Origin of the sequence: Hymenobacter aranciens (assembly GCF_030580865.1) — a bacterium.
Taxonomy (GTDB): Bacteria; Bacteroidota; Bacteroidia; order Cytophagales; family Hymenobacteraceae; genus Hymenobacter; species Hymenobacter aranciens.
This window is the reverse complement of record NZ_JAUQSY010000016.1, coordinates 79,636-101,659: the sequence shown is the minus strand read 5'-3', so window position 1 is coordinate 101,659 and position 22,024 is coordinate 79,636. Positions and strand designations below refer to the sequence as shown.

The window sequence follows — 22,024 nt, the reverse complement described above, 5'->3', positions numbered from 1 at the left end:
GCAACCTTCATTTTTTCATTCAAAACCCCACCTTATGCTCATGTTTAAACCACTACCCTCCCCGGCGTTGCGGGCCCTGCTGGCCGCCGGGCTGCTGACGGGCGCCGCACTGCCGGCTGCTGCCCAGACCAATAATACCAATCCCATTCTGCCCGTTGGCGCTAACAACAGCTATACCAGCCAGTACGGCGACCCCGACATGCAATATTTCGGGGGCAACTACCGCATATACCCCTCGGCGCTGGCGGCCACGCCGAAGCAGTTTTTCGTGTTCAGCTCGCCCGACATGATGAACTTCGTGGCCAGCGCCACGCCGGTGTTCGACCTCGGCCCCAACTGCTCCTGGGAAAGCGCCAACGCGCAGGGCACCGCCCCGTCGCTGGTGCTGGCCAATGGTACTTACTACCTGTACTTTGCCGCCGATGGCAAAATCGGGGTAGCCACCAGCAGCAGCCCCACCGGCCCCTTCACCGACAGCGGTGCGCCGCTGCTCACCACCGACCCCAACGCGCCGGTGCTCGGCGACCCGGCCGTATTCGTGGACCCCGACGGCACGCCTTACCTGTTTTACGGCGGTGGCGGGCGCCTGGTAGTGCGGCAGCTGGCGACTAACATGACATCGTTCGTCGGCAACTCGCAGAACATCACCCCCAGCAACTACGCCGACGCCCCCAGCGTGGTGAAGCGCGCTAATACCTACTACCTGACCTACGGCAGCGGCGACCGCACCCTGGGCACCTATAACACCCAGTACGCCACTGCCCCCTCGGTGCAGGGTCCCTGGACATTCCGCCACCAGCTCATCTACAACAACGAGCACAGCGGCCCCGGCAGCGGCTCGATGTTCAAGATGCCCGGCTGCGACGAGTATTACTTCACGTACCAGCGCTTCGACAACAACGTGACAAACCACCGGGGCGTGTGCCTCGACCACCTCACCTTCGAGGGCGACGGCACGCTGCAGATTCTGGCCATGACCAATTACAGCGTGGATGCCCGCCCGCTGGTGACCGTGTGCAACGAGGGGACGCTGCTCTCGGGCGCCGTGTACCGCATCAGCAGCAAGGCCGCACCGGCCCGCCGCCTCGAAATCGAAAACAACAGCACTGCTGACGGCGCTCGCATTCAGCTGGCTAATGAGAATGGAGCCGATACCCGCCAGCGCTGGATGGTGACGCAGGACGTGGGCGGCAGCTACCGCCTCAATCACGCCGGCGTTGCCAACCGGGTTTCGCTGACTGGCGCGGCCGGGGCGCTAGCCACTCAGGGCACCAACGCCGCCGTTGATGCGCAACGCTTTGTGATGGAAGCCGTGGATGGCGGCTTCTACAAAATCCGCCTCCGCAACACCCAGCAGGTGCTGGAAGCCGCCGGCACCACAGCCGGTTCCAACGTGCGCCTGGCTCCCGAGAACGGCACCGACGCCCAGCGCTGGAAGCTCGACGTGCAATCGGTGGGCATCGTATCGGGCGGCACTTACAAAATCACCCACAAGGGCACCAACCAGTGCATGGAAGTGCCGCTGAACCTATATGACCGCGGCGCCCAGATTAGCCAGTATTTCGACAACGGCAACGACGCGCAGCGCTGGATTATCACCCTCGACGCGGCGACTAATGCCTATAAGCTCACCCACCGCGGCGCGCTCGACCCCACTTCTAACCTGCCGCAGTGTCTGGAAGTGCCCAACAACAGCAACGCCAGCCCCGTGCGCCTGCAACAGTACGACGATAACGGCAGCCCCGCCCAGCGTTGGCTGATTACCAACACCGACCTCATTTACAGCAAGCTGATTCACTACGGCACCACCAATCCGCAAAAAGTGGCCGACGTGGACTACGGCAGCACTAACCCCGGCACCTACATTCAGCAGCGCGACGACAACCCCGACGGTGTGGACGCCCAGCGCTGGACCTTCCAGCTGCAGTACGACGCCCGCCTGACCCTGCCCACCAAGGCCGCTGCCGCTCTGGCCGCCGGCCTCGAGCTGTACCCCAATCCCGCCCAGCGCCAGCTGAGCGTGCACTACACGCCCGCCCAAACCGGCAGCTTCGCCCTGGAAGTGCTCGACGTGCAAGGCCGCCGCGTGGCCCAGCTGCCCGGCCGCCCCGGCACGCAAGGCCTTACTCAGCAGCAGACGCTGGACGTGTCGGCCCTGGCGGCCGGCGTGTACACCGTGCGCCTGACGGGCCCGGCTACCGTGGCTACCCAAAAGCTCGTAGTGGTGCAGTAAACCCGCATCCTGGCTTAAAAGGCCCCGCTGACTCTGCAGTCGGCGGGGCCTTTTTTATTAACCGTCCCAAACAAAAGCAAACGTTTGCACAATTTCTTGTAATACAGTTTGCTCGTGTTGGCTATCTGTTGCCCCAGTGCTGCGTTATTTCACCGGTTATCCATCAGCCATACAGTCGTTTAAATGCGTTTCCCTTATTTCATCCCCATTATTCTCGTTCCGCTTGCTTTCAGGGTGATTCTGTGCTAAAATCCGTCAGCACAGGACAACAGCCATTCAATAGCCGAAACAATTGTATACAGCCGGCCGAATCGGCTAATGAGTGCATTTCCACAACTTATTCGCCCTTCAAAACGATTTTTTTTTGAAGCCGCTAAGCTGCTTCTCACCAACTGCTTCCGCAGTCTTTTAATGCTATAAAACAACCTAACAGCAAGCCACTTGCAGCTCAAACAAATTGCCATTATTTATTTTCTGCCGCTCTGCTGCCACTGGGCGCCGAGTACTGCTTTTATTTTTTTGCTGGTCGTTTGTGCAAACGTTTGCGCAAAAGTGCTTACTTCGCAGTTCCATTTACTTTACCCCACCCAATATGAAAAAGATGCTACCCCCGCCAAGGCAGCTTTTGCTACCAGCATTGGCGTGCTGCCTGCCTTTGGTTGTAGCAGCAGTTGCCCCGGCAATGGCTGCTCCCTTACCAGCCACCAGCACTTCCCGCCCGGCGCAGGTTATCAGCGGCCGCGTGACGGATGAGAAAGGCGCAGGCCTGCCCGGCGTGAGCATATTAGTGGTTGGTACCACCACGGGCACCAGCACCAATTCCGAAGGGCAGTTCAGCCTCGATGTTCCGGCCGGCTCCGTGCTGGCCTTCAGCTACGTGGGCTACGTGACGCAAAATGTGACGGTAGGCTCGGAAGCCACCATCAACGTGCAGCTGCTGGAGGACATGCAGAAGCTGAACGAAGTGGTAGTAGTAGGCTACCTCACCCAGAAGCGCGAAGACGTGACGGGCTCGGTGGTTACGGTAAGCGCCGTGGACGTGAAGCGAGCTCCGGTCGCTACGCTGGGCGAAGCCATTCAGGGCCGGGTACCCGGCGTGGCAGTGTCTACTTCCGGTACGCCCGGCCAGGCCTCGGTGGTGAACATCCGGGGGGTGGGCTCGCTCGGTAGCAACAGCCAGCCCTTGTATGTAATAGATGGGCTGTGGACCGATAACCTGCGTGACTTCAATCCCCAGGATGCCGAAAGCGTGCAGGTGCTAAAGGACGCCGCCTCGCTGGCCCCCTACGGCTCGCGCGGGGCCAACGGCGTTATCATCATCACCACCAAGCGCGGCAAGGTGGGCGCCCCGGCCATTACCATAAACGTGTACGGCGGCGTGCAGGATATCGTGAAGCGCTACAACTTGGCCAACTCTCAACAGTGGGCCGACGTCACTAATCAGGCATACGACAACTCCGGCCTAGCTCGTCAGCCCTTTGCCAATGTTCTGCCGCTTGATGCCGACTCAGCGGTTATTAATACCGACTGGCAGGACGCACTTATCAAGCAAGGCTCAGTGCAGAGCTACGACCTGGGTGTGAGCGGCGGCGGGGCCGGTCAAAACGGCGGCTCGTCTAACTACAACATCAGCGGAGGCTACTTCAAGCAAATCGGCACCATTGTGGGGCCGAAGTTTGAGCGCTATAGCGCTCGCATAAACAGCGGCTTCAATGCCGGTAAGCTGCGGGTAGGCGAAAGCCTGCTGCTGACCCGCACCAACCAAACCCGCGTGAATGGCCTGCCATTTATCGATGTGGTGCGGATGCTGCCTGTGACGCCGGTGTATGACCCCACGCAGCAGGGCGGCTATGGCCTGAGCACCCCCAACGCGGTATCGTACGGTACTAATCCTGTGGGAGCTCAGAAAATCCTGGACAATACCGGCACCTCCAACCGGGTGCAGGGCAGTCTGTTCGGCGAATATACTATCCTGCCTTGGCTGCGCTATCGTCTCAACCTAGCGGTGGAGTACCATGGCTACCACGACCAGGAAAAGCGCCAGTACGGCCAACTTCGCTACGTGGGCGACGACGCTCTGGGAGCCCGCTCGTATTATGCCGAAAACCAAGGCAATGAGCTGTTTGGCATGGCTGAAAACACCCTCACCTTCGACAAAAGCTTCGATAAGCACAACATAACGGCAGTGGCCGGCTATAGCCAGCAGCGCTTCCGTGCGGAGTTCACCCGCGGCCGCAACAACGAGTATGGGCAGGGGCCGGTGTACTACTGGTCACTCGATGCCGGCTCATCCAGCCCGCAGGTGGCAGGCTCGGCGTTTATCAACAGCAAACGCTCGTTCTTCGGCCAACTCACTTACGACTACGACCAGCGCTACCTCGTGACGGCGGCGTACCGCAACGATGCCTCATCGCGCTTTGCGCCGGGCAGACGTGCTGGCAACTTCGGTGCGGCCTCGGTAGGCTGGCGCGTCTCGCGCGAAAAGTTTTTTGAGGGCGTGAGTGCCATCAGCGACCTGAAGGTGCGGGCATCCTACGGGCAACTCGGTAATGAAAACATCGGCGGGGCCTACGGCGGTTCCTACCGCTACCAGGGCTTCATCAACCCGAACGTAAACTACCCGTTTGGCAGCAGCCAAGCCCTGGCTAACGGCTCGCTGCAAACCAACTTCGGTAGCCCGGGCATTACCTGGGAAACCCGCCGGACCACCAACGTCGGCCTGGACCTGGGCTTTCTGGAAAACCGTCTGACTTTGGGCGCCGACTACTACATTTCCAACACGACCGATGCCCTCGTGAACCCGGGCATCGCGCTGTCCTTCGGCAACGAGGGCGACAATCCTTACCAGGCCATCGGCGAGATTCGCAACACCGGGTTTGATTTTCTGCTCGGCTATAACGAAAACCGTGGCGCCTTCAAGTACGGCATCAACGCCAACTTGTCGACGGTGAAAAATGAGGTGATTGACCTGGGAAATTCCGGCAATTCGGCCAACTTCTTCCAGGGCGGCCCCAGCGGCGTAACCCGCACGGAGAAAGGCTACGAAATCGGCTCATTCTATCTCTACCAGTTCGATGGCGTGTACCAGACCGGCGACACCGACATTCCGGCTGGCCTTCGGCCCGGCGATGCCCGCTACAAAGACCTGGACGGCGATGGCTTGATTACGGCCGACAAAGACCGTGCCCACGTGGGCCGGGTGTTTCCCCAGTTCACCTACGGCCTGAACTTGACGGCGAGCTACGCCAACTTCGACCTAGCGGCTTTCTTCCAAGGCATTCAGGGCAACGATGTGTTTAACAACACCAAGTACTGGCTGGAGCGCACCGACCAGACCGGCAACCACACAGCCGACTACCGGCCCTGGACAGCAGAAAACCCCAGCACCACCACGCCCCGGGCGGTAGTGGCCAGCGACCAACAAGGCTTCGATAACACTTCGGCCAACAACAACTCGCGGGTAAACTCGGACCGTTGGCTGGAGGATGGCTCGTACATGCGTCTGAAAAACCTTCAGATAGGCTATACCCTGCCGCAGTCGCTCACCGACCGGCTCAAGGCTGTCAGCCGTCTGCGGATTTACGCCTCAGGCCAGAACGTATTCACCGTCACCAACTACAGCGGCTACGACCCCGAAACGGTGGGTGGCCTCGATGGTGCTTTGGTGCGTGGTCTCGATGAGGGCAGCTACCCCAACGTGCGCACCTTCACGCTGGGCCTGCAAATCGGCTTGTAAGGCTGGCTTGTTTCACCTTTTCTATTCGACTTTATCCCATGAAATATAACGCATTCAAACGCTGGGCCGTGGCCGGCGGCCTGCTAATGGCAGCTACTGCCTGCGAGCGCGACCTGCTCGACCAGGTGAACCCTAACTTGGCCACCACCGAATCGTTCTGGACCAACAGCAACGATGCCATCAAGGGCATTAATGCCACGTACAGTGGCCTGCAGAAACTGGGTACCTACCGGCGCTGGCTTAATTTTGCCTTCGATATCCGGGACGACGTCGGCTTCAGCCAAAGCCCCTGGAACGAGTTGCGCGACTGGACCCGCTTTGCCGTAGGCAACTACGACTTTGAGGTGAATTTCAACGTGTATGCCGACCACTACCGAGCGATTTTCCGCTGCAACCAGGTTATTGACAACGTACCTAAGATTACGGGGATGGATGCCGCCCTGCAAAAGCGCGTCGTGGCCGAAGCCCGCTTCATCCGGGCCCTGTGCTACTATAATCTGGTGACCCTCTACGGTAACGTACCGCTACGCACCACCGCCAGCACTGACCTGAGCATACTTCCTCCCCAGGCCACTGAAGCCCAGGCTTGGGAGTTGATTATAAGCGACCTGACCACAGCTCAGGCCGACTTGCCTGCCAGTTACACCGGTAACGACATTGGCCGCGCTACGTCGGGCGCCGCCACCACGCTGCTGGGCAAGGCCCACATGCAGAACCGCCGTTGGGCCGAGGCCTCAGCGGAGTTTGGCAAAATAATCTTGTCGGGGAGCTATAATCTAGCTGGCAGCTACACTGATAACTTCCGCCACACCTCCGAAAATAACATTGAGTCAATTTTTGAGGTGCAGTTCAGCGATGTCAATACCGGCGACGACGGCGACAACGTGAACGCGCTGGAGAGCGGACAACGCTCGCAGTTTTTTGGCCCGCCAGTGCTGCCGGGTGAGCCGGGCCTGGGCTTCACCGATGGCGAAGTACGGCCGTGGGTGGTGAACGAGTTTCTGACCGAAGAAAACAACGACGGCGAACGGGACCTGCGCTTGGCAGCCACCGTGTTTTACAACCGTGCCGACCAAACGCAGTTCCCCAGCACAATTCCGGCCGACAACAGTCCGGTGCCGCTGGTGTACGGGCAGACCTACCCGGTGCGCTTTGGCAGCAACTCCAACAATCTGCGCCGCGTGTACTGGCGTAAGTACCAGACCGATTACTACCGGCAGTTCGAGGACTTCAATTCGCCCATCAACCAGCGCGTGATGCGTTTTGCCGACGTGCTGCTGCTGCAGGCCGAAGCCCTGAACGAGCAAGGCCAAACGGGTGCTGCCATTCCGCTGATTAATCGCGTACGACGCCGCGCCAACATGCCCAACCTGCAGGCCAGTAATTTCAATCAGGCCAGCCTGCGCACCCAAATCATGCACGAGCGCGTGACCGAGTTGACCGGCGAGGGTACCCGTTGGTTCGACCTCAAGCGCTGGGGCCTGCTGGACAACCAGGCCGGCGTGGATATGCTTAAGACGCACGACGACGACTTCAACAACTTCGTAGTGGGCCGGTCCAGCCTATTGCCGCTTCCTCAGACCGAGGTAGACTTGGCCCGACTGCAACAAAACCCTAACTGGTAGGTACAATGGCCGCTTTTGGCATAGTTTGAAAGCAGCAGACTTCTTAAAAAGGGCCCCGGCAGTTTGTCGGGGCCCTTTTTATAGAGGGGTACGCCAATGGCGTATTTCCCTAACTTTAACCTTGGTCTATGCTGCCTGTTCCGGTCCGTTTTGCAGTCGTGGTGTCGTCGTTGGCGAGCCTGTTGGGATGTACCAAAGAGGCCATCCCTACCTTGCAGCCCGCGGTTCCTACTCCGGCGGCTACCACCTTCACCAATCCGCTGCTCAGTAGCGGGCCCGACCCGTGGGTGGCGCAGAAGGACGGCTTTTACTACTTCGTGGCCACGAACGACCGCAACCTGACGATTCGCAAAACGGCGAAAATGTCGGAGCTCGGCACGGCCTACAGCACCGTAGTGTGGACGCCCGCCGCCAGCGGCGGCAACGTGCGCCACCTGTGGGCCCCGGAGCTGTACTGGCTTGATGGCAAGTGGTACCTCTACTATACGGCTGGCTCCAGCACGGGCGGCTGCTGCGCCAGCCAGCGCCTCTGGGTGCTCGAAAACCCCAGCCCCGACCCCACCACTGGCACCTGGACCGAAAAGGGCCAGTTGCTGAGCGCTGGTCACGACTATTCGGCCATCGACGCCACCGTGCTGGAGCTAGGCAGCCAGCGCTACCTACTGTGGTGCGGCGTCGAAAGCACGACCAACAGCGAGGGCCGCCTCTACATTTCGGCCCTGCGCAACCCTTGGACGCTCACCGGCCCGCGCACCGAAATCAGCCGGCCCACCTACGACTGGGAGCGCAAGGGCCCGCCCACTAACGAAGGCCCCGAAGTGCTGCAGCACAATGGCCGCACCTTCGTGACCTACTCGGCCAGCCACTGCATGACCGACGACTACGCCCTAGGCTTGCTCACGCTTACCGGCTCCGACCCGCTTGATGCGGCCTCCTGGACCAAGTCGGCCCGGCCGGTATTCACCCAAAACCCCACTGGCAAGGCTTTCGGGCCGGGCCACAACGGCTTTTTCAAGTCGAAGGACGGAACTCAGGATTGGCTGCTTTACCACGCCAACTCCCTCGCTGGCCAAGGCTGCGGCGATTTGCGCAGCCCGCGCATCCAACCCATCACCTGGCGCGCCGATGGCACGCCCGACTTTGGCGTGCCGGCGGCGGTAGGCCAGCCATTGCCCCGGCCGGCCGGCGAGTGAGGCTCCGTAAAAAACCTCGCGGCCGGAAACCAATTGCCGCCGCTGCCCCTTAGCAATACGTCTTACTAAACCTTTCCTTTTCTATGACATCTGCTTCCTTCCACCGCTCGCGTATGCTGGCGCCGCTGCTGCTGCTGGGTTTGCTGGCCTGCAAGAAAGAATCGGGCACCACCGCTCCGATAACGCCCACCAATCCGACCACGCCGGCCACCACTTTTACCAACCCGCTGCTCGGCAATACCGCTGGCCCCGACCCGTGGGTGTACCAGAAGGATGGCACTTACTACTACATGGCCACGACCGGCAACAACGTCACGATTCGCAAAACGGCGAAGATGTCGGAGCTCGGGTCGTCCCCTAGCTACCCGGTATGGTCGCCCCTGGCCACCGGAGACAATAGCCGCGACGTGTGGGCACCCGAACTGCATTACCTCGACGGCAAGTGGTACATCTACTACACGGCTGGCCCCGGCAATTGCTGCGACGGGCAGAAATCGTGGGTGCTGGAAAACAGTAACCCCGACCCCACCAGGGGCGGTTGGGTTGAAAAGGGCCGCATCATCAGTCCGGGGGCCGACTACTGGGCCATCGACGGCACAGTGGCCGAGATAAACGGGCAGCGCTACTACATCTGGTCGGGCCAGAGCGGCCCCATCGGCAACAACACCGACAACGAGCAACGCCTCTACATTTCGGCCATGCGCAACCCCTGGACCCTCGACGGCGCACGCACCGAGCTCAGCCGCCCCACCCTCAGCTGGGAGCGCAACGGTTACCCCAAGGTGAACGAAGCCCCGCAGATTTTGCAGCGCGACGGCAAAACCTTCCTCATCTATTCGGCCAGCCACTGCAGCTCCGACGACTACGCTTTGGGCCAGCTCACACTCACCGGCACCAACCCGCTCGATGCCGCTTCTTGGACCAAGCTGCAAACCCCGGTATTCACGAAAAGTGCAGCCAGCCGCGCCTACGGGCCCGGCCACAACGGCTTCTTTAAGTCGAAGGACGGCACGCAGGACTGGATAATCTACCACGCCAACAACGACCCCGGCCAGGGCTGCGGCGGCGCCCGCAAGCCGCGCATGCAGCAGTTCACCTGGAACGCCGACGGCTCGCCCAACTTCGGCTCGCCCGTGGCCATCGGCACGCCCATTACCCGGCCTGCCGGCGAGTAAGCACTGCTAATCGTTGCTTGTTAAATCAACCGTCAGGCCGTTATGCTGCACCCAGCGTAACGGCCTGAATTTTATCCGCTCACCTTTTATGAACATTCCCGCTACTTTCCGCTGCTTGCCGCTGCTGGTGCTGCTCGGCGCGGCCCCGCTGTTGGCCGTGGCCCAGGGCAAGGCCAAAACCAAGCTGAAACCCGCCAAAGCCCCAGCCCAAGCCACAACCGCAGCTTCAGTGCCCCCCGCCATTGCCAACCCCGTGCTGGCCGGCGACTACCCCGACCCCTCGGTAACTAAAATCGGCAATACCTACTGGGCCACGGCTACTACCTCGAACTGGGGGCCCACGTTTCCACTGCTGAAATCGAGCAACCTGACCGACTGGCAGCTGGTGGGCCACGTGTTTCCGGGCGAGCGGCCGGCCTGGGCCGACTACTACTTCTGGGCCCCGGAAATCAGCCAGGACGGTGGGCGCACCTACGTGTACTACACTGCTCACAAGCGCGGTGGCAACCTGAGCGTGGGCGTGGCCAGCGCCGACCGCCCCGAGGGCCCCTACCGCGACCACGGCCCGCTGGTGGGCCAGCCCGACGGCTCCATCGACGGCTTCCCCATGCGCGACGAAAAGGGCCAGCTGTACCTGGTGTGGAAGGAAGACGGCAACAGCCAGAACAAGCCCACCCCCATCTGGGCTCAAGCCCTGAACGCCGACCGCACCGCCCTCACCGGTGAGAAAACCGAGCTGTTCCGCAACACCGAGCCCTGGGAGGGCAACCTCGTGGAGGGACCCAGCATTGTGCGGCACGACGGGTACTTCTATATGTTTTATGCCGCTAACGGCTGCTGCGGCAGCGGCTGCACCTACGCCACCGGCGTGGCCCGCGCGCGCCAGCTGCTGGGCCCCTGGGAGAAGTATTCCCAAAACCCTATCCTCACCAAAAACGACACCTGGACCTGCCCCGGCCACGGCACCGCCGTGGAGCGCAACGGCCGCTGGTATATGCTCTACCACGCTTACCAGACCGGCAGCTTCGAGAATGTGGGCCGGCAGGGCGTGCTGGGCGAGTTCACCTGGAATAAAGCCGGCTGGCCCGAATTCCTGAATAACCACACTACCCCCGCCGCCGTGGCCAAAGCAGCCCCGGCCGCCGCTACTGTTGACGAATTTGCCACCGCTACCCTGGCCCCCACCTGGCAGTGGCCGGTGGAAGAAAAGCCGAATTTCGCCCTGAAAAGCGGACAGCTACAGCTAACCGCCCGCGCTACCCCGGGCGGCGCCGCACTGGGCTGGCCCACCACCACGGCCAACTACACCGCCACCACCACGCTGCTCAACCCTCAGGCGTTGCCCGCCGGCACCCGGGCCGGCCTGGCCGCCCACGGCGACCCCAACAACCTGCTGGCCCTCACCGTGAGCGGCGCCAAGCTGCAGCTCTGGGAGCGCCGCGCTGGCAAAGACAACCTGCTAAGCGAAACCGCCCTGCCTTCTGCCGCCAGCACCATCCAGCTGCGCCTGCAAACCCAGGCCGGCAACCAATACCGCTTCGCCTGGAGCACCGACGGCCGCGCCTGGACACCCATGCTGCCCAACGACGCCGCTACCAACGGCCAGTTCCTCCCGCCCTGGGACCGGGGCGTGCGCGTGGGGCTGGTAGCCCAAGGGGCTACTCCGGCCTTGGCCAGCTTCGAGCGTTTTGAGCTGGTAAATAAATAGCGCTTCCGGCTTTCCAAACGCCGGGCCTGAACGCAAAAAAGGGCTTCCCAGTGCTGGGAAGCCCTTTTTTGTTGCGGAGCAAGAGAACCTAGTCGCGGATGAAGCGGGCAGTAGCTACTTCACCGGTTTTGGTGCGCGTCTGGAGCAGGTACATGCCGGCGGGTAGCTGGTGCAGCTCCAGGGTAGCGGCGCCGGCGGCTACGCTGGTGCGGTACACCACCTGGCCCAGAGCGTTGAGCACGGTGAGCTCGGCGGCCGGGGCGCTGGTCAGGGTCACCTGCAGGCGGCCGTCGTGGGTCGGGTTGGGGTACACGTGCAGGGCCGCGTTGGCTTGCTGACGGGCGGTGCCGGTTACCACCAGGGCGGCCGAGGGCGCCGAGGCGCAGCCGGCGGCGTTGGTTACCACCACTGTGTAGGAGCCCAGCTGAGCGACCGAGTTTATCACGTAGGTCTGGCTGGTGGCGCCGGGCACGGCCGTGCCGCCGAGGTACCACTGGTAGCCGCTGCCCGCGCTGGCGGTAAGCGTGGTAGTAGTGGCGTTGTTGTAAGTCGGCGTTACCGTCGGCGTGGCCGGGGCGGCTTCGATGGTCACGGCCGAGGTAGCCGTGGTCACGGCACAGCCGTTGGCAGCAGCCAGCGTGTTGGTCACGGTGTAGGTGCCGGCCGTGCTGGTAGTCGGGTTGATAACGCCCGTGGCCGGGTCAATTACCAGGCCCGTCGTGGACGAGTAAGTGCCAGCGGTGCTGCCCGTGCCCAGCGTGGGCGCTACGGTAGCCGTAGCACCGGCGCAGATAGTTGCCGTAGGGTAGCTGAAGGCTGCCACCGGCGCGGCGGTGATGGTGATGGTCTGCGGCGCGCTGCCGCAGCCGGCGCTGGCGGTGTAGGTTACGGCGTAGGTGCCGGGCGTCGAGGTAGCCAGGTTGATGGCGCCGGTAGCGGCATCCAGGGTCAGGCCCGTGGCGGGCACTACCGAGTAAGTACCGCCGGCCGTGCCAGTCAGGGCCAGCACGGGGTTGGTGCCGCTCTGGCAATACGTGGTAGCATTGTAGCTGAAGCCGGTGTTGCAGGGCGCGGCCGAGTAGTCCACGAGCTGCATAATCCAGCGCTGGGCATCGTTGCCGTTATCGTCGTATTGCGCCACCCGGGTGCCCAGGTTGGCGTTACCAAACTGCACCTCAAGGCACTTGGGCGGGTTGCTGGTGCCGCGGTGGGTCAGCTTCACGTAGTCGAGGCCGGTGTAGTCGATAATCCAGCGCTGGGCATCGTTGCCGTTGTCGTCGTACTGCTGCACGTTAACCGGGTCGTTGCGGTTGCTGGGCACCTCCAGGCACTGCGGCAGGTTAGAAGTCGGGTCGATGGCGTTGCGGTGCGTCAGCTTGTAGCTGGTTTTGGCCGCATCGTAGCCCAGAATCCAGCGCTGGGCGTCGTTGCCATTGTCGAAATACTGGCCAATCCCGGCACCGCGGTTCGGGCTGTTGTTGTCCACGTCCATCGCCAGGATGGTGCCTTTGTGGATGAGCTTATATACCGCACCATCCTGAATCGGCATGCTCATCACCTCCAGCTTCCAGCGCTGGGCATCGTTGCCGTTATCGTCGTAAAGCTGCACATCGGCGCCGGCGGCCCCGCTGTTCGAAGCCACTTCGAGGGCCCGCGTAGTGCCTTTGAGGGTGATTTTGTAGTAGCCGTCGCTCATGGCCTCCAGCTGCCAGCGCTGGCGGTTGTCGTTGGCCTGGGCGTTCTGCTCCAGCAGGGCGCCGTTGGCCTGGCTGCCACCCACGGTTTGTAGGTTTTGGGTAGTACCCTCGTGCTGCAGGTCGAAGAAGCCATCCGAACGGCGGGTAATCAACCAGCGCTGAGCGGTCGAGCCGTTGTCGGCCTGCTGGCGCACGCGGGCACCGGCGGTGCTGCTATTGTTATCCACGTCGAGGCGCATCGCCGTGCCCTTGTGCGTGAGGCGGTACACGGCGCCCGATACGATGCGGTCGCCCGAGCAGGCGCCCGGCACCCGCGCCGCTACGGCGTAGGTGGTGCCTTTGATTTCAGGAATGCTGCCGTCGGTTTCCATCAGCAAGCGGTCGAGGCACACGGCGCGGTTGGCGGTGTTGCGGCCGATAAACGCCTGGTAGCAGAAGTAGTATTCATCGCAGCCCGGCAGCTGAAACACCGAGGCGCTGCCCATGCCCTGGTTGTCGTCGCCATAGGTCAGGCGGCTGCGGAACGTGAACGGGCCCGCAGCGGCCGGAGCCGTAGCGTACTGCGTATTGAAACCGTTGCTGTTGCGATTGTCGCTGCTGTAGAACAGGTAGTACTGGCCGTCGCGCTTCAGCACGTGCGGGGCTTCGCCGTAGTTGGTGGGCGTAATCACGTTGGAGGTGGTGCCGCCCAGCGTGGTCATGTTGGCAGCCAGCGGGCGCTCTACCAGCACGCCGTTGGCGCCGTAGTAGAGGTGGGCCGTAGTACCGTCCACCATCACGGCCGGCATGCCCAGCGTGGGGGCGTTGGCGTCGGTGCTCACCAGCGGCGCGCCGCTATCCACGAACGGGCCGGTGGCGCTGGTGCTGGTGGCTACCCCGATTTTGCCATCGGCGGCAAAGTACAGGTAGTACGTGTTGTTAGAAAATACCACGGCCGGGCCCGCCACCGTAGCCGAGGCGCCGGCCCAGGTCACGTTGGTCAGGTCCAGCACCGGCCCGCTGCCGGCGGTAAAGCCCAACAGGTTAGGCGACGAATACACCGCCAGCTGCCGGCCGGCGGCGCCGGGCGCCACCGCATAAATGCGGTAGCTGCCCCCGAAATAATGCATGTCGGGGTCGGCCGTGCCCTGCGGCAGCACCGGGTTTGAGTTGTTGGTTTGGGCGAAGGCCCGGCCGATGGTGCCGAAATTTAGCAGGCCCGTCAGCAACACCATCAGAGCCAGCAGAGCTGACGACTGATGGCGCGTCTTACCCTTTTTGGTAAGCAAAGGTAACGCTTCTCTCATGTTGAATGGGAATTTTGGTTGAGGAATAGATGATTAAGGCTTAAACTTAGCTCGCCGGCGGAATGCGAACGATGATTTCCGGCCGCTAAAGTAAGCACTTTTTCGCTTCATGCAAACGTTTGCGTCATCACGCAGCTAAATACGCCAACCGGTGACGTATTTGTGACCCGTCTACTGGCTGCGGCAAGTCACCATTTAGACTAGTGTTGCGTGGCAACTGTCCGTTAGCCATTATTTATCCTCAAGGCTACAGCCGACTACTTAATCCAGCGCCCGTCATGCACTTTGCGGGCAGCCGATGACCAGCGGGCCGACTGCTGCAAGTGCAAACGTTTGCGTTTTTCCCGACTTGTTCCCATCTTTGAGCATTCCGGTCGGATGGCCCCGGGCTTTTTGCCACACTCCTCCGCAGCCCTGGCGCACCGGGTTGCCTGCCGGGCCGGCCTGTTCCGATTGGTGCAGCCTCACTTTGTCACTTCCTTTTTCCTCTTTTATGAGCTCTCGTCGCGAATTTATTAAGGGTAGTCTCACTGGCCTGGCCCTGCTGGCCGTGCCGCCCAGCACCTTTGCCGCCGCCCGCAGCTACACCAACCCGGTGGTAGCCCAAAACTTCCCCGACCCGTTCGTGCTGCGGCACAATAAGAAGTATTACGCCTTCGCCACCACCGGCCAGGGCCGCATGCCCGACGGCCGCATCTTCGCCCTGATGAGCTCCGACGACCTGGTGAACTGGAAGCCGCTGGGCGGCGCCCTCACGCCCCCGGCCGGCACCGAAAAAGCCGACTTCTGGGCGCCCGAAGTGGTGGAGCACGAGGGCACCTTTTATATGTATTACTCGCGGGGCGGTGGTGCCATTGCGGCCGAAGTGGGCCACCAGCTGCACGTGGCCACCAGTACCAAGCCCGAAGGCCCCTACACCGAAGTGGCCGCGCTGCCCGTGCCCGGCAGTCAGTTTACCATTGACGCGCATGCTTTTAAAGACACTGACGGCCAGTGGTACCTGCTCTACGCCCGCGATTTCACCGACACCGACGACGGCTACTACCCCGGCACCGGCCTGGTGATTGACCGCCTCGTGAGCATGACGCAGCTGGCCAACGAAAGCCGTACCGTGCTGCGCGCCCGCCACAAGTGGACGCTCTTCGAAGCCAACCGTCTGATGCCGCTCTACGGCAACCGCACTTTCCCGCAGTGGCACACCATGGAAGGGCCGTTCGTGCGCCGCCACGAGGGCAAATACTACTGCTTCTTCAGCGGCGCCAACTTCCTGACCGACCGTTACGGCGTGGATTACTGCGTGGCCGACCACATCATGGGCCCCTACGCCGACTCCGGCTCCGATGCCGGGGCGCGGGTGCTGCACTCAGTGGCAGGCAAGGTGCGCGGGCCAGGCCACCACTCCCACATCATGGGCCCCGACGGCAAAACCGAATACCTCGTGTACCACGCCTGGAACAAGGAAATGACCGAGCGCCAGCTGTGCATCGATAAGCTGAACTGGACCAAGCAGGGGCCGCGCTGCCAGGGCCCGACTTACACGCCACAGCCAATACCAGCTTAGCAGTCATTGCCCTCTGTCTCTACATCCATGACCTATTCAGTTTCCCGGCTCGTTCTGTTGATTATGGTCCTCGGAGCAGGCCCGGGAGATGTCGCACAGGCGCAACAGCCGCCCCGCACATTCAGTAACCCGCTACAAACCAACGGCCCCGACCCGTGGGTAATTAGCCAGGGCGGCTATTACTACTACACCAATACCACTGGCAACAACCTCCAGCTTTGGAAATCAAGGAAGCTAAGTGAGGTGGCCAGCACCAAACCTGTCGTGGTGTGGACGCCCCCCGCCACCGGCCCCAACTCAACCCAAATCTGGGCGCCGGAGCTGCATTTCTTGGATGGCAAGTGGTATATCTACTACACGGCCAGCGACAAAGCGGCGGTCGATGACGCTCACCGCTACGTGTTTGTGCTGGAGAATGCCAGCCCAGACCCCACCACTGGCACCTGGGTCGACAAGGGCAAAGTGAACACCAAATACTCTGGCCTCGATGGGACGGTATTCGAGCACGGCGGCCAGCGCTACTTCGTGTATTCGGCCTACATCGGGCCGCAGAGCACGCTGGCCATTGCGCCGATGAAAACCCCGTGGACATTGGACGCCAGTAAGGAAGCTACGATTGCCACGCCCACCTACGCTTGGGAAAAAGGCGGCGGGCGTCAGATTCTGGAAGGGCCGGAGTTTTTGCCTGGCAGGCAAGGCCAGCTGTTTATTGTGTACTCGGCCAGTGCCTGCTGGGATGACAATTATGCGCTGGGTATGCTCACGGCCCAGGCCAGTAGCAACTTGCTGAAACCCGAGTCGTGGACCAAGGCGGCGCAGCCGGTGTTCCATTCCTCCGCGGCGAATGGCGTGTGGGGTCCGGACCACAACAGCTTCACGAAGTCGCCCGACGGGCGCGAGGACTGGCTGGTGTACCACGCCAAAGCAGCGGCCGACGGCAAGTGCGAAGGCCGCAGCTCGCGCATGCAGAAGTTCGGCTGGAACGCCGACGGCACGCCCAATTTCGGCGCGCCGGTGACGCTGACGGCACCGCAGGCCCGGCCCTCGGGCGAGTAGCCTTTTTACTAAGTCATTCTTTTTTTACAACTATTTTGCTCGCATGAAAAAGCTGTTGCTTCCTCTGCTGCTGCTGGCCGCTACCAGCACGTTTGCCCAGAAAACCAAGATTAAAACCAAGGGCGGCGACGCCACGGCTACCGTAGCCGGCCAGCGCTGGTCGGCCGAGAAGGCTAACTCCTGGTACAAGACCCATAAGTGGATGAGCGGGGCCAACTTCACCCCCAGCACGGCCATCAACCAGCTGGAAATGTGGCAGGCCAGCACCTTCGACCCCACCACCATCGACCGCGAGCTCGGCTGGGCCGAGGGCATCGGCTTCAATACGATGCGCGTATTTCTGCACAGCTTGGCCTGGCAGCAGGACCAGGCGGGCTTCAAGAAGCGCATGAACGATTATCTCGCCATTGCCGACAAGCACCACATTCAGACTATCTTCGTGTTCTTCGATGACTGCTGGAACAAGGAGGCGAAAATCGGCACCCAGCCGGCGCCCAAAACCGGCATTCACAACTCGGGCTGGGTGCAGGACCCCGGCGACCCAGCCTCGCGCGACTCGGCCACCTTCGTGAAATTGAAGCCCTACGTGACCGACGTACTGACCAGCTTCGCCCACGATAAGCGCATCGCTTTCTGGGACTTATATAACGAACCCGGCAACAGTGGCAAGAATAATTCTTCGTTGCCGCTGGTGCGCAACACCTTCGCCTGGGCCCGCGCCGTGAACCCCGACCAGCCCCTGAGCATGGGCTTGTGGAACTGGGGCTTTATCGAACTGAACACCTACCAAGCGCTGAACTCTGACATCATCACCTACCACAACTACGACGATACGCAGGCCCACCAGCGCGTCATCGAGCTACTGAAAACCCACGGCCGCCCCATGATTTGCACCGAGTACATGGCCCGCCCGCGCAACTCGCGCTTCGTCAACATCTTTCCGCTGCTGAAAAAGGAAAACATCGGCGCCATCAACTGGGGCCTGGTGGATGGCAAAACCAACACGAAGTATCAGTGGGATGTGCCCTTGGCCGACGGCGGCGAGCCCGGCGAGTGGTTCCACGAGGTGTTTCGCAAAGATGGCACGCCCTACCATCAGGACGAAACCGACCTGATTCGCAAAACGAACGGGAAATAGATTTTCTGGTCCCCCGGCAGCCGTGCCGGGGGACTTCTTTTGGTCTTTCTGAGCTATGAAACGTATTTCCTCCCTGCTGCTTCTGCTGGCCGCGCTGCTGACCACGCCGGGCTACGCGCAGCCAAAAACCGACGCCACCTTCACCAACCCGCTGCTGCCCGCCGGGGCCGACCCGTGGAGCATTTACCACGATGGCTATTACTATTACACCCACACCACCGGCAATAACATCACGCTCTGGAAAACCAAGTCCCTGAGCCAGTTGAAAACCGTGCCCAGCAAGGTGGTGTGGACGCCGCCCACCACCGGCCCCAACTCCCGCGAAATCTGGGCGCCTGAGTTGCACCGTCTCAACGGCAAGTGGTACCTCTACTACGCCGCCGACGCGGGCACCAACCAGACGCACCGCCTCTGGGTACTGGAAAACAGCTCGGCCGACCCGCTGCAGGGCACCTGGACCGACAAAGGCCAGATAAAAGACCCGACGAACAAGTGGGCAATCGACGGCTCGGTGTTCGAGCACCAGAAGCAGCTGTACTTCGTGTGGTCGGGCTGGGAGGGCGACGCGAACGGCCGCCAGAACATCTTCTTGGCCAAGATGAAGAATCCCTGGACTATTGAAGGCGAACGGGTTCGCGTATCGACGCCCACCTTTGGCTGGGAGAAAAACGGCGACCTCAACAACCCCCAGGACCCCGCCCACGTGGACGTAAACGAAGGCCCGGAAGTGCTACGCCACGGCAACAAGCTCTACCTCATCTACTCAGCCAGCGGCTGCTGGACCGACTTCTACTCGCTGGGTATGCTCACGGCCGACGCCAGCAGCGACCTGCTACAAGCCAGCTCCTGGACGAAGTCGCCGCAACCGATTTTCCAGCAGGATGCGGCGAATAAAGTGTACGCGCCCGGCCACAACTCCTTCTTCAAGTCGCCGGATGGTCAGCAGGACTGGATTCTCTACCACGCCAATGACGAGCCCGGCCAGGGCTGCGGCCGCTTCCGCTCGCCCCGCGCCCAGCCCTTCACCTGGAACCCCGATGGCACGCCCAACTTTGGAAAGCCGGTAGCGCCCGGGCAGCCGCTGGCGCGGCCGTCGGGGGAATAGAAACTGCCATGCTGAACGCAGTGAAGCATCCTTTCACGTTAGAACAAATCGTTCCAGCGTGAAAAGATGCTTCACTGCGTTCAGCATGACAGACAGTTATTTCACCGCCGTTTTATAATGCTCCTCCGACTGCGCCCGCAGTCGCTCGGCCGCCCATTCCGGCGTCACGTCGCGCTGCGGGTTAGCCAGCATTTCGTAGCCTACCATGAATTTCTTCACCGTAGCCGAGCGGAGCAGCGGCGGATAGAAGTGCATGTGCAGGTGCCATTCCAGGTGTTCCTCGCCATCGGTAGGCCGCTGGTGCAGGCCGGCCGAATACGGGAAAGAGAGTTGAAACAGGTTGTCGTAGCGAATGGTAAGGCGGCGTAGCGCATCAGCAAAGGCATCCTTTTCCGCGTCCGTCAGCTGCTCGATAGACGTAACGTGGCGGCGCGGCAGTAGCAGCGTCTCGAAAGGCCAGGTGGCCCAGAAGGGGACCAGCACCACGAAATGCTCGTTTTCCAGCACCACCCTCGTTTTCTCCTCCAGCTCGGTGACGAGGTAGTCAGTCAACAGGCTGCGACCGTGCTCTTTCCAGTAAGACGCCTGCTGCACGCTTTCCTTGGCGGGCTCTACCGGCACCGTGCCCTGGGCCCAAATCTGGCCGTGCGGATGCGGGTTCGAGCAGCCCATTATCTGGCCTTTGTTCTCGAAAATCTGCACGTAGTTGATGTCCTCACGGGCCCCGATTTCGAGGTATTCCCGGGTCCATACCTCCACCACGTTGCGGATTTCGGCCGCGCTCATCTCCGGCAACGTCAAATCGTGGCGCGGCGAAAAGCAGATAACGCGGGCCAAGCCGGTTTCCGATTCGGCCTGGAGCAGGCCGCGGTGCAGGCCGCCAGCAGGCACGTCGAGCTGCAGGGCGGCGAAGTCGTTGTCGAAAACGAACGTGCTCGCATACTGCGGGTTCACCGAGCCGTTGGCGCGGGTGTTACCAGGGCAGAGGTAACAGGTAGGGTCGTATTCCGGCCGTTGTTCGGCCTCGGGCGGCTCCTGCTGGCCCTGCCAGGGCCGCAGGGCCCGGTGCGGCGATACCAGAATCCAGTCGCCGGTGAGGGCGTTGAGGCGGCGGTGCGAATGTTGCGCGGTATCAAACATATAACTAAGCAGATTGCGTGACAGGCTCTAACTCACTGACGCCGCCGACAATACTAGTCTGGTAAGTTTCCAGGCCGCGGCGGTAGAAGCTCAGAAAAGCGGCGCTGGTAGTGGCCACGAAAGCAGCAACATGCTCAGCCTCTACCAGATTGATAGTACAGCCACCAAAGCCGCCACCCATCATGCGGGAGCCCAGCACACCAGTCTGCCCTTGAGCAATTTCTACCAGTTTATCCAGCTCGGGGCAGCTCACTTCGTAGTTGTCGCGCAGACCGGCGTGACTGCCGTACATCAACTGACCAAAAGCCGACATATCATTAGCTGCCAGCGCCTCACAAGCTGCTACTACCCGGGCATTTTCCTGTACCACGTACAGGCAGCGGCGGTACACCACGTCACCCAGCTCGGCGCGATGCGCTTCAATCTGCTCCTCAGTCGCATCGCGCAGGCTCTGCACAGCCGGGTAATGCCGCTGCAGCAGCGCCACGCCGCGCTCGCACTCCTGTCGGCGGGTGTTGTATTCGGAGTCGGCCAGCGCGTGCTTCACCCCCGAATTGCACAGTACCAGGTGATAGTGGCTGACATCGAAGGGGAAATACGTGTATTCGGTCGAGCGACAATCCAGCCGCACCACCTGACCGGGCCGGCCGAACAGGCTGGCAAACTGGTCCATCAGCCCACACTGCACGCCGGCGTAGGTGTGCTCGGCTTTCTGGGCCATGCGGGCCAGCTTCATGCGGTCGAAATTGGTTTGCAACAACTCATTCAGGCCGAAAGCCAGCCCACACTCCACGGCCGCCGATGACGACAGGCCCGCTCCCATCGGAATAGTACCGCCGAACACGCAGTCGAAGCCCGGTACCACTACCCCGGCGTCCCGAAACTGCGCCGCCACGCCCAGCAGGTAGTTGGCCCACTGCGTCTGCGAAGGCTTGATTTCGCCCACCGGAATTTCTACGGCTTCGTCATTATCAAAAGCAAACAGGCGAATTACATCTTTCTTATTGAGGCCAATAGCAAACGTAATTTCCTTGTCGATAGCGGCGGGCAGCACAAACCCGTTGTTATAATCGGTGTGCTCACCGATGAGGTTGACCCGGCCGGGGGCCCGCACTAAAAGCGGCGAATAGCCAAAGCGCTGCTGAAATGCGTCGGCAATAGCGAGAGCAAGCATAGATACAGGGTGGAAAGGAGGAAGAGAAATAATACGTGCTGAAAAGAAAAGCGGAGAAATCAGGGGTTAAAAGTGGTATAAATTTACCAAAGATGCAAACGTTTGCACAAACCCACAGCGGAAGTTTACGCCTAACCGATTTTCAAATGATAATGAGCTGATGCGTAAAAGATTTATAAGCAGGTTTAAAATGCCGC

The 22,024-nt window shown here is 61.3% G+C and carries 14 protein-coding genes; 11 read left to right on the top strand and 3 right to left on the bottom strand.

Annotated elements, in window-relative coordinates:
• Positions 1–34: 34 nt before the first annotated feature.
• The 7 genes from Q5H93_RS20235 to Q5H93_RS20205 all read left to right on the top strand — a co-directional run bounded on the left by Q5H93_RS20235 (position 35) and on the right by Q5H93_RS20205 (position 11,670).
• Entirely contained in the window at positions 35–2,233 is a 2,199-nt protein-coding gene (locus Q5H93_RS20235; protein WP_305008501.1) for a family 43 glycosylhydrolase, read from the top strand.
• 441 nt (positions 2,234–2,674) lie between these two features.
• Positions 2,675–2,986, top strand: a complete 312-nt coding sequence (locus tag Q5H93_RS20230; RefSeq protein ID WP_305008500.1) for a hypothetical protein — start codon at positions 2,675–2,677, stop codon at positions 2,984–2,986.
• Entirely contained in the window at positions 2,916–5,969 is a 3,054-nt protein-coding gene (locus tag Q5H93_RS20225; protein ID WP_305008499.1) for a SusC/RagA family TonB-linked outer membrane protein, read from the top strand. The genes Q5H93_RS20230 and Q5H93_RS20225 overlap by 71 nt, the downstream gene beginning before the upstream one ends.
• A 38-nt stretch (positions 5,970–6,007) precedes the next feature.
• On the top strand, positions 6,008–7,594 hold the full coding sequence (locus Q5H93_RS20220; protein WP_305008498.1) for a RagB/SusD family nutrient uptake outer membrane protein: 1,587 nt from the start codon (positions 6,008–6,010) through the stop codon (positions 7,592–7,594).
• A 128-nt stretch (positions 7,595–7,722) separates the two neighbouring features.
• The gene (locus Q5H93_RS20215) at positions 7,723–8,787 is read left to right on the top strand and encodes a glycoside hydrolase family 43 protein (protein WP_305008497.1); all 1,065 of its coding nucleotides are present in this window, start codon (positions 7,723–7,725) and stop codon (positions 8,785–8,787) included.
• Positions 8,788–8,870: 83 nt separating this feature from the next.
• Positions 8,871–9,962, top strand: a complete 1,092-nt coding sequence (locus Q5H93_RS20210) for a glycoside hydrolase family 43 protein (RefSeq protein ID WP_305008495.1) — start codon at positions 8,871–8,873, stop codon at positions 9,960–9,962.
• 88 nt (positions 9,963–10,050) lie between these two features.
• Positions 10,051–11,670 (top strand): family 43 glycosylhydrolase, encoded by a 1,620-nt coding sequence (locus tag Q5H93_RS20205; protein ID WP_305008494.1) that lies wholly within the window; start codon positions 10,051–10,053, stop codon positions 11,668–11,670.
• A gap of 88 nt (positions 11,671–11,758) precedes the next feature.
• Here Q5H93_RS20205 and Q5H93_RS20200 read toward each other — a convergent pair whose 3' ends face one another.
• Positions 11,759–14,653, bottom strand: a complete 2,895-nt coding sequence (locus tag Q5H93_RS20200) for an RICIN domain-containing protein (RefSeq protein ID WP_305008493.1) — start codon at positions 14,651–14,653, stop codon at positions 11,759–11,761.
• A 493-nt stretch (positions 14,654–15,146) separates the two neighbouring features.
• Between Q5H93_RS20200 and Q5H93_RS20195 the strand changes: the two genes are divergently transcribed.
• The 4 genes from Q5H93_RS20195 to Q5H93_RS20180 all read left to right on the top strand — a co-directional run bounded on the left by Q5H93_RS20195 (position 15,147) and on the right by Q5H93_RS20180 (position 19,513).
• Positions 15,147–16,214, top strand: coding sequence for a glycoside hydrolase family 43 protein (locus Q5H93_RS20195; RefSeq protein ID WP_305008491.1), 1,068 nt, complete (start codon positions 15,147–15,149; stop codon positions 16,212–16,214).
• A 63-nt stretch (positions 16,215–16,277) separates the two neighbouring features.
• Positions 16,278–17,270, top strand: coding sequence for a glycoside hydrolase family 43 protein (locus Q5H93_RS20190; protein ID WP_305008490.1), 993 nt, complete (start codon positions 16,278–16,280; stop codon positions 17,268–17,270).
• Between the two features lie 43 nt (positions 17,271–17,313).
• Positions 17,314–18,408 (top strand): glycoside hydrolase 5 family protein, encoded by a 1,095-nt coding sequence (locus tag Q5H93_RS20185; protein ID WP_305008488.1) that lies wholly within the window; start codon positions 17,314–17,316, stop codon positions 18,406–18,408.
• Between the two features lie 55 nt (positions 18,409–18,463).
• Complete coding sequence (locus Q5H93_RS20180; protein WP_305008487.1) at positions 18,464–19,513, top strand: glycoside hydrolase family 43 protein; 1,050 nt, start codon at positions 18,464–18,466, stop codon at positions 19,511–19,513.
• Positions 19,514–19,609: 96 nt separating this feature from the next.
• On the opposite strand, the gene Q5H93_RS20175 is transcribed toward Q5H93_RS20180, so the two are convergent.
• Positions 19,610–20,653: a UDP-glucose--hexose-1-phosphate uridylyltransferase gene (locus Q5H93_RS20175; protein ID WP_305008485.1), complete on the bottom strand. Its 1,044-nt coding sequence runs from the start codon at positions 20,651–20,653 to the stop codon at positions 19,610–19,612.
• 4 nt (positions 20,654–20,657) lie between these two features.
• Entirely contained in the window at positions 20,658–21,827 is a 1,170-nt protein-coding gene (gene galK / locus Q5H93_RS20170) for a galactokinase (protein WP_305008484.1), read from the bottom strand.
• Between the last annotated feature and the right edge of the window lie 197 nt (positions 21,828–22,024).

Bases quoted from the DNA above. Each gene is read 5' to 3' on its own strand.
- Q5H93_RS20210 (WP_305008495.1), top strand. From the start codon at position 8,871: ATGACATCTGCTTCCTTCCACCGCTCGCGTATGCTGGCGCCGCTGCTG.
- Q5H93_RS20185 (WP_305008488.1), top strand. From the start codon at position 17,314: ATGAAAAAGCTGTTGCTTCCTCTGCTGCTGCTGGCCGCTACCAGCACG.
- Q5H93_RS20235 (WP_305008501.1), top strand. From the start codon at position 35: ATGCTCATGTTTAAACCACTACCCTCCCCGGCGTTGCGGGCCCTGCTG.
- Q5H93_RS20200 (WP_305008493.1), bottom strand. From the start codon at position 14,653: ATGAGAGAAGCGTTACCTTTGCTTACCAAAAAGGGTAAGACGCGCCAT.
- Q5H93_RS20220 (WP_305008498.1), top strand. From the start codon at position 6,008: ATGAAATATAACGCATTCAAACGCTGGGCCGTGGCCGGCGGCCTGCTA.
- Q5H93_RS20215 (WP_305008497.1), top strand. From the start codon at position 7,723: ATGCTGCCTGTTCCGGTCCGTTTTGCAGTCGTGGTGTCGTCGTTGGCG.
- galK (WP_305008484.1), bottom strand. From the start codon at position 21,827: ATGCTTGCTCTCGCTATTGCCGACGCATTTCAGCAGCGCTTTGGCTAT.
- Q5H93_RS20180 (WP_305008487.1), top strand. From the start codon at position 18,464: ATGAAACGTATTTCCTCCCTGCTGCTTCTGCTGGCCGCGCTGCTGACC.
- Q5H93_RS20190 (WP_305008490.1), top strand. From the start codon at position 16,278: ATGGTCCTCGGAGCAGGCCCGGGAGATGTCGCACAGGCGCAACAGCCG.
- Q5H93_RS20175 (WP_305008485.1), bottom strand. From the start codon at position 20,653: ATGTTTGATACCGCGCAACATTCGCACCGCCGCCTCAACGCCCTCACC.
- Q5H93_RS20195 (WP_305008491.1), top strand. From the start codon at position 15,147: ATGAGCTCTCGTCGCGAATTTATTAAGGGTAGTCTCACTGGCCTGGCC.
- Q5H93_RS20225 (WP_305008499.1), top strand. From the start codon at position 2,916: ATGGCTGCTCCCTTACCAGCCACCAGCACTTCCCGCCCGGCGCAGGTT.
- Q5H93_RS20205 (WP_305008494.1), top strand. From the start codon at position 10,051: ATGAACATTCCCGCTACTTTCCGCTGCTTGCCGCTGCTGGTGCTGCTC.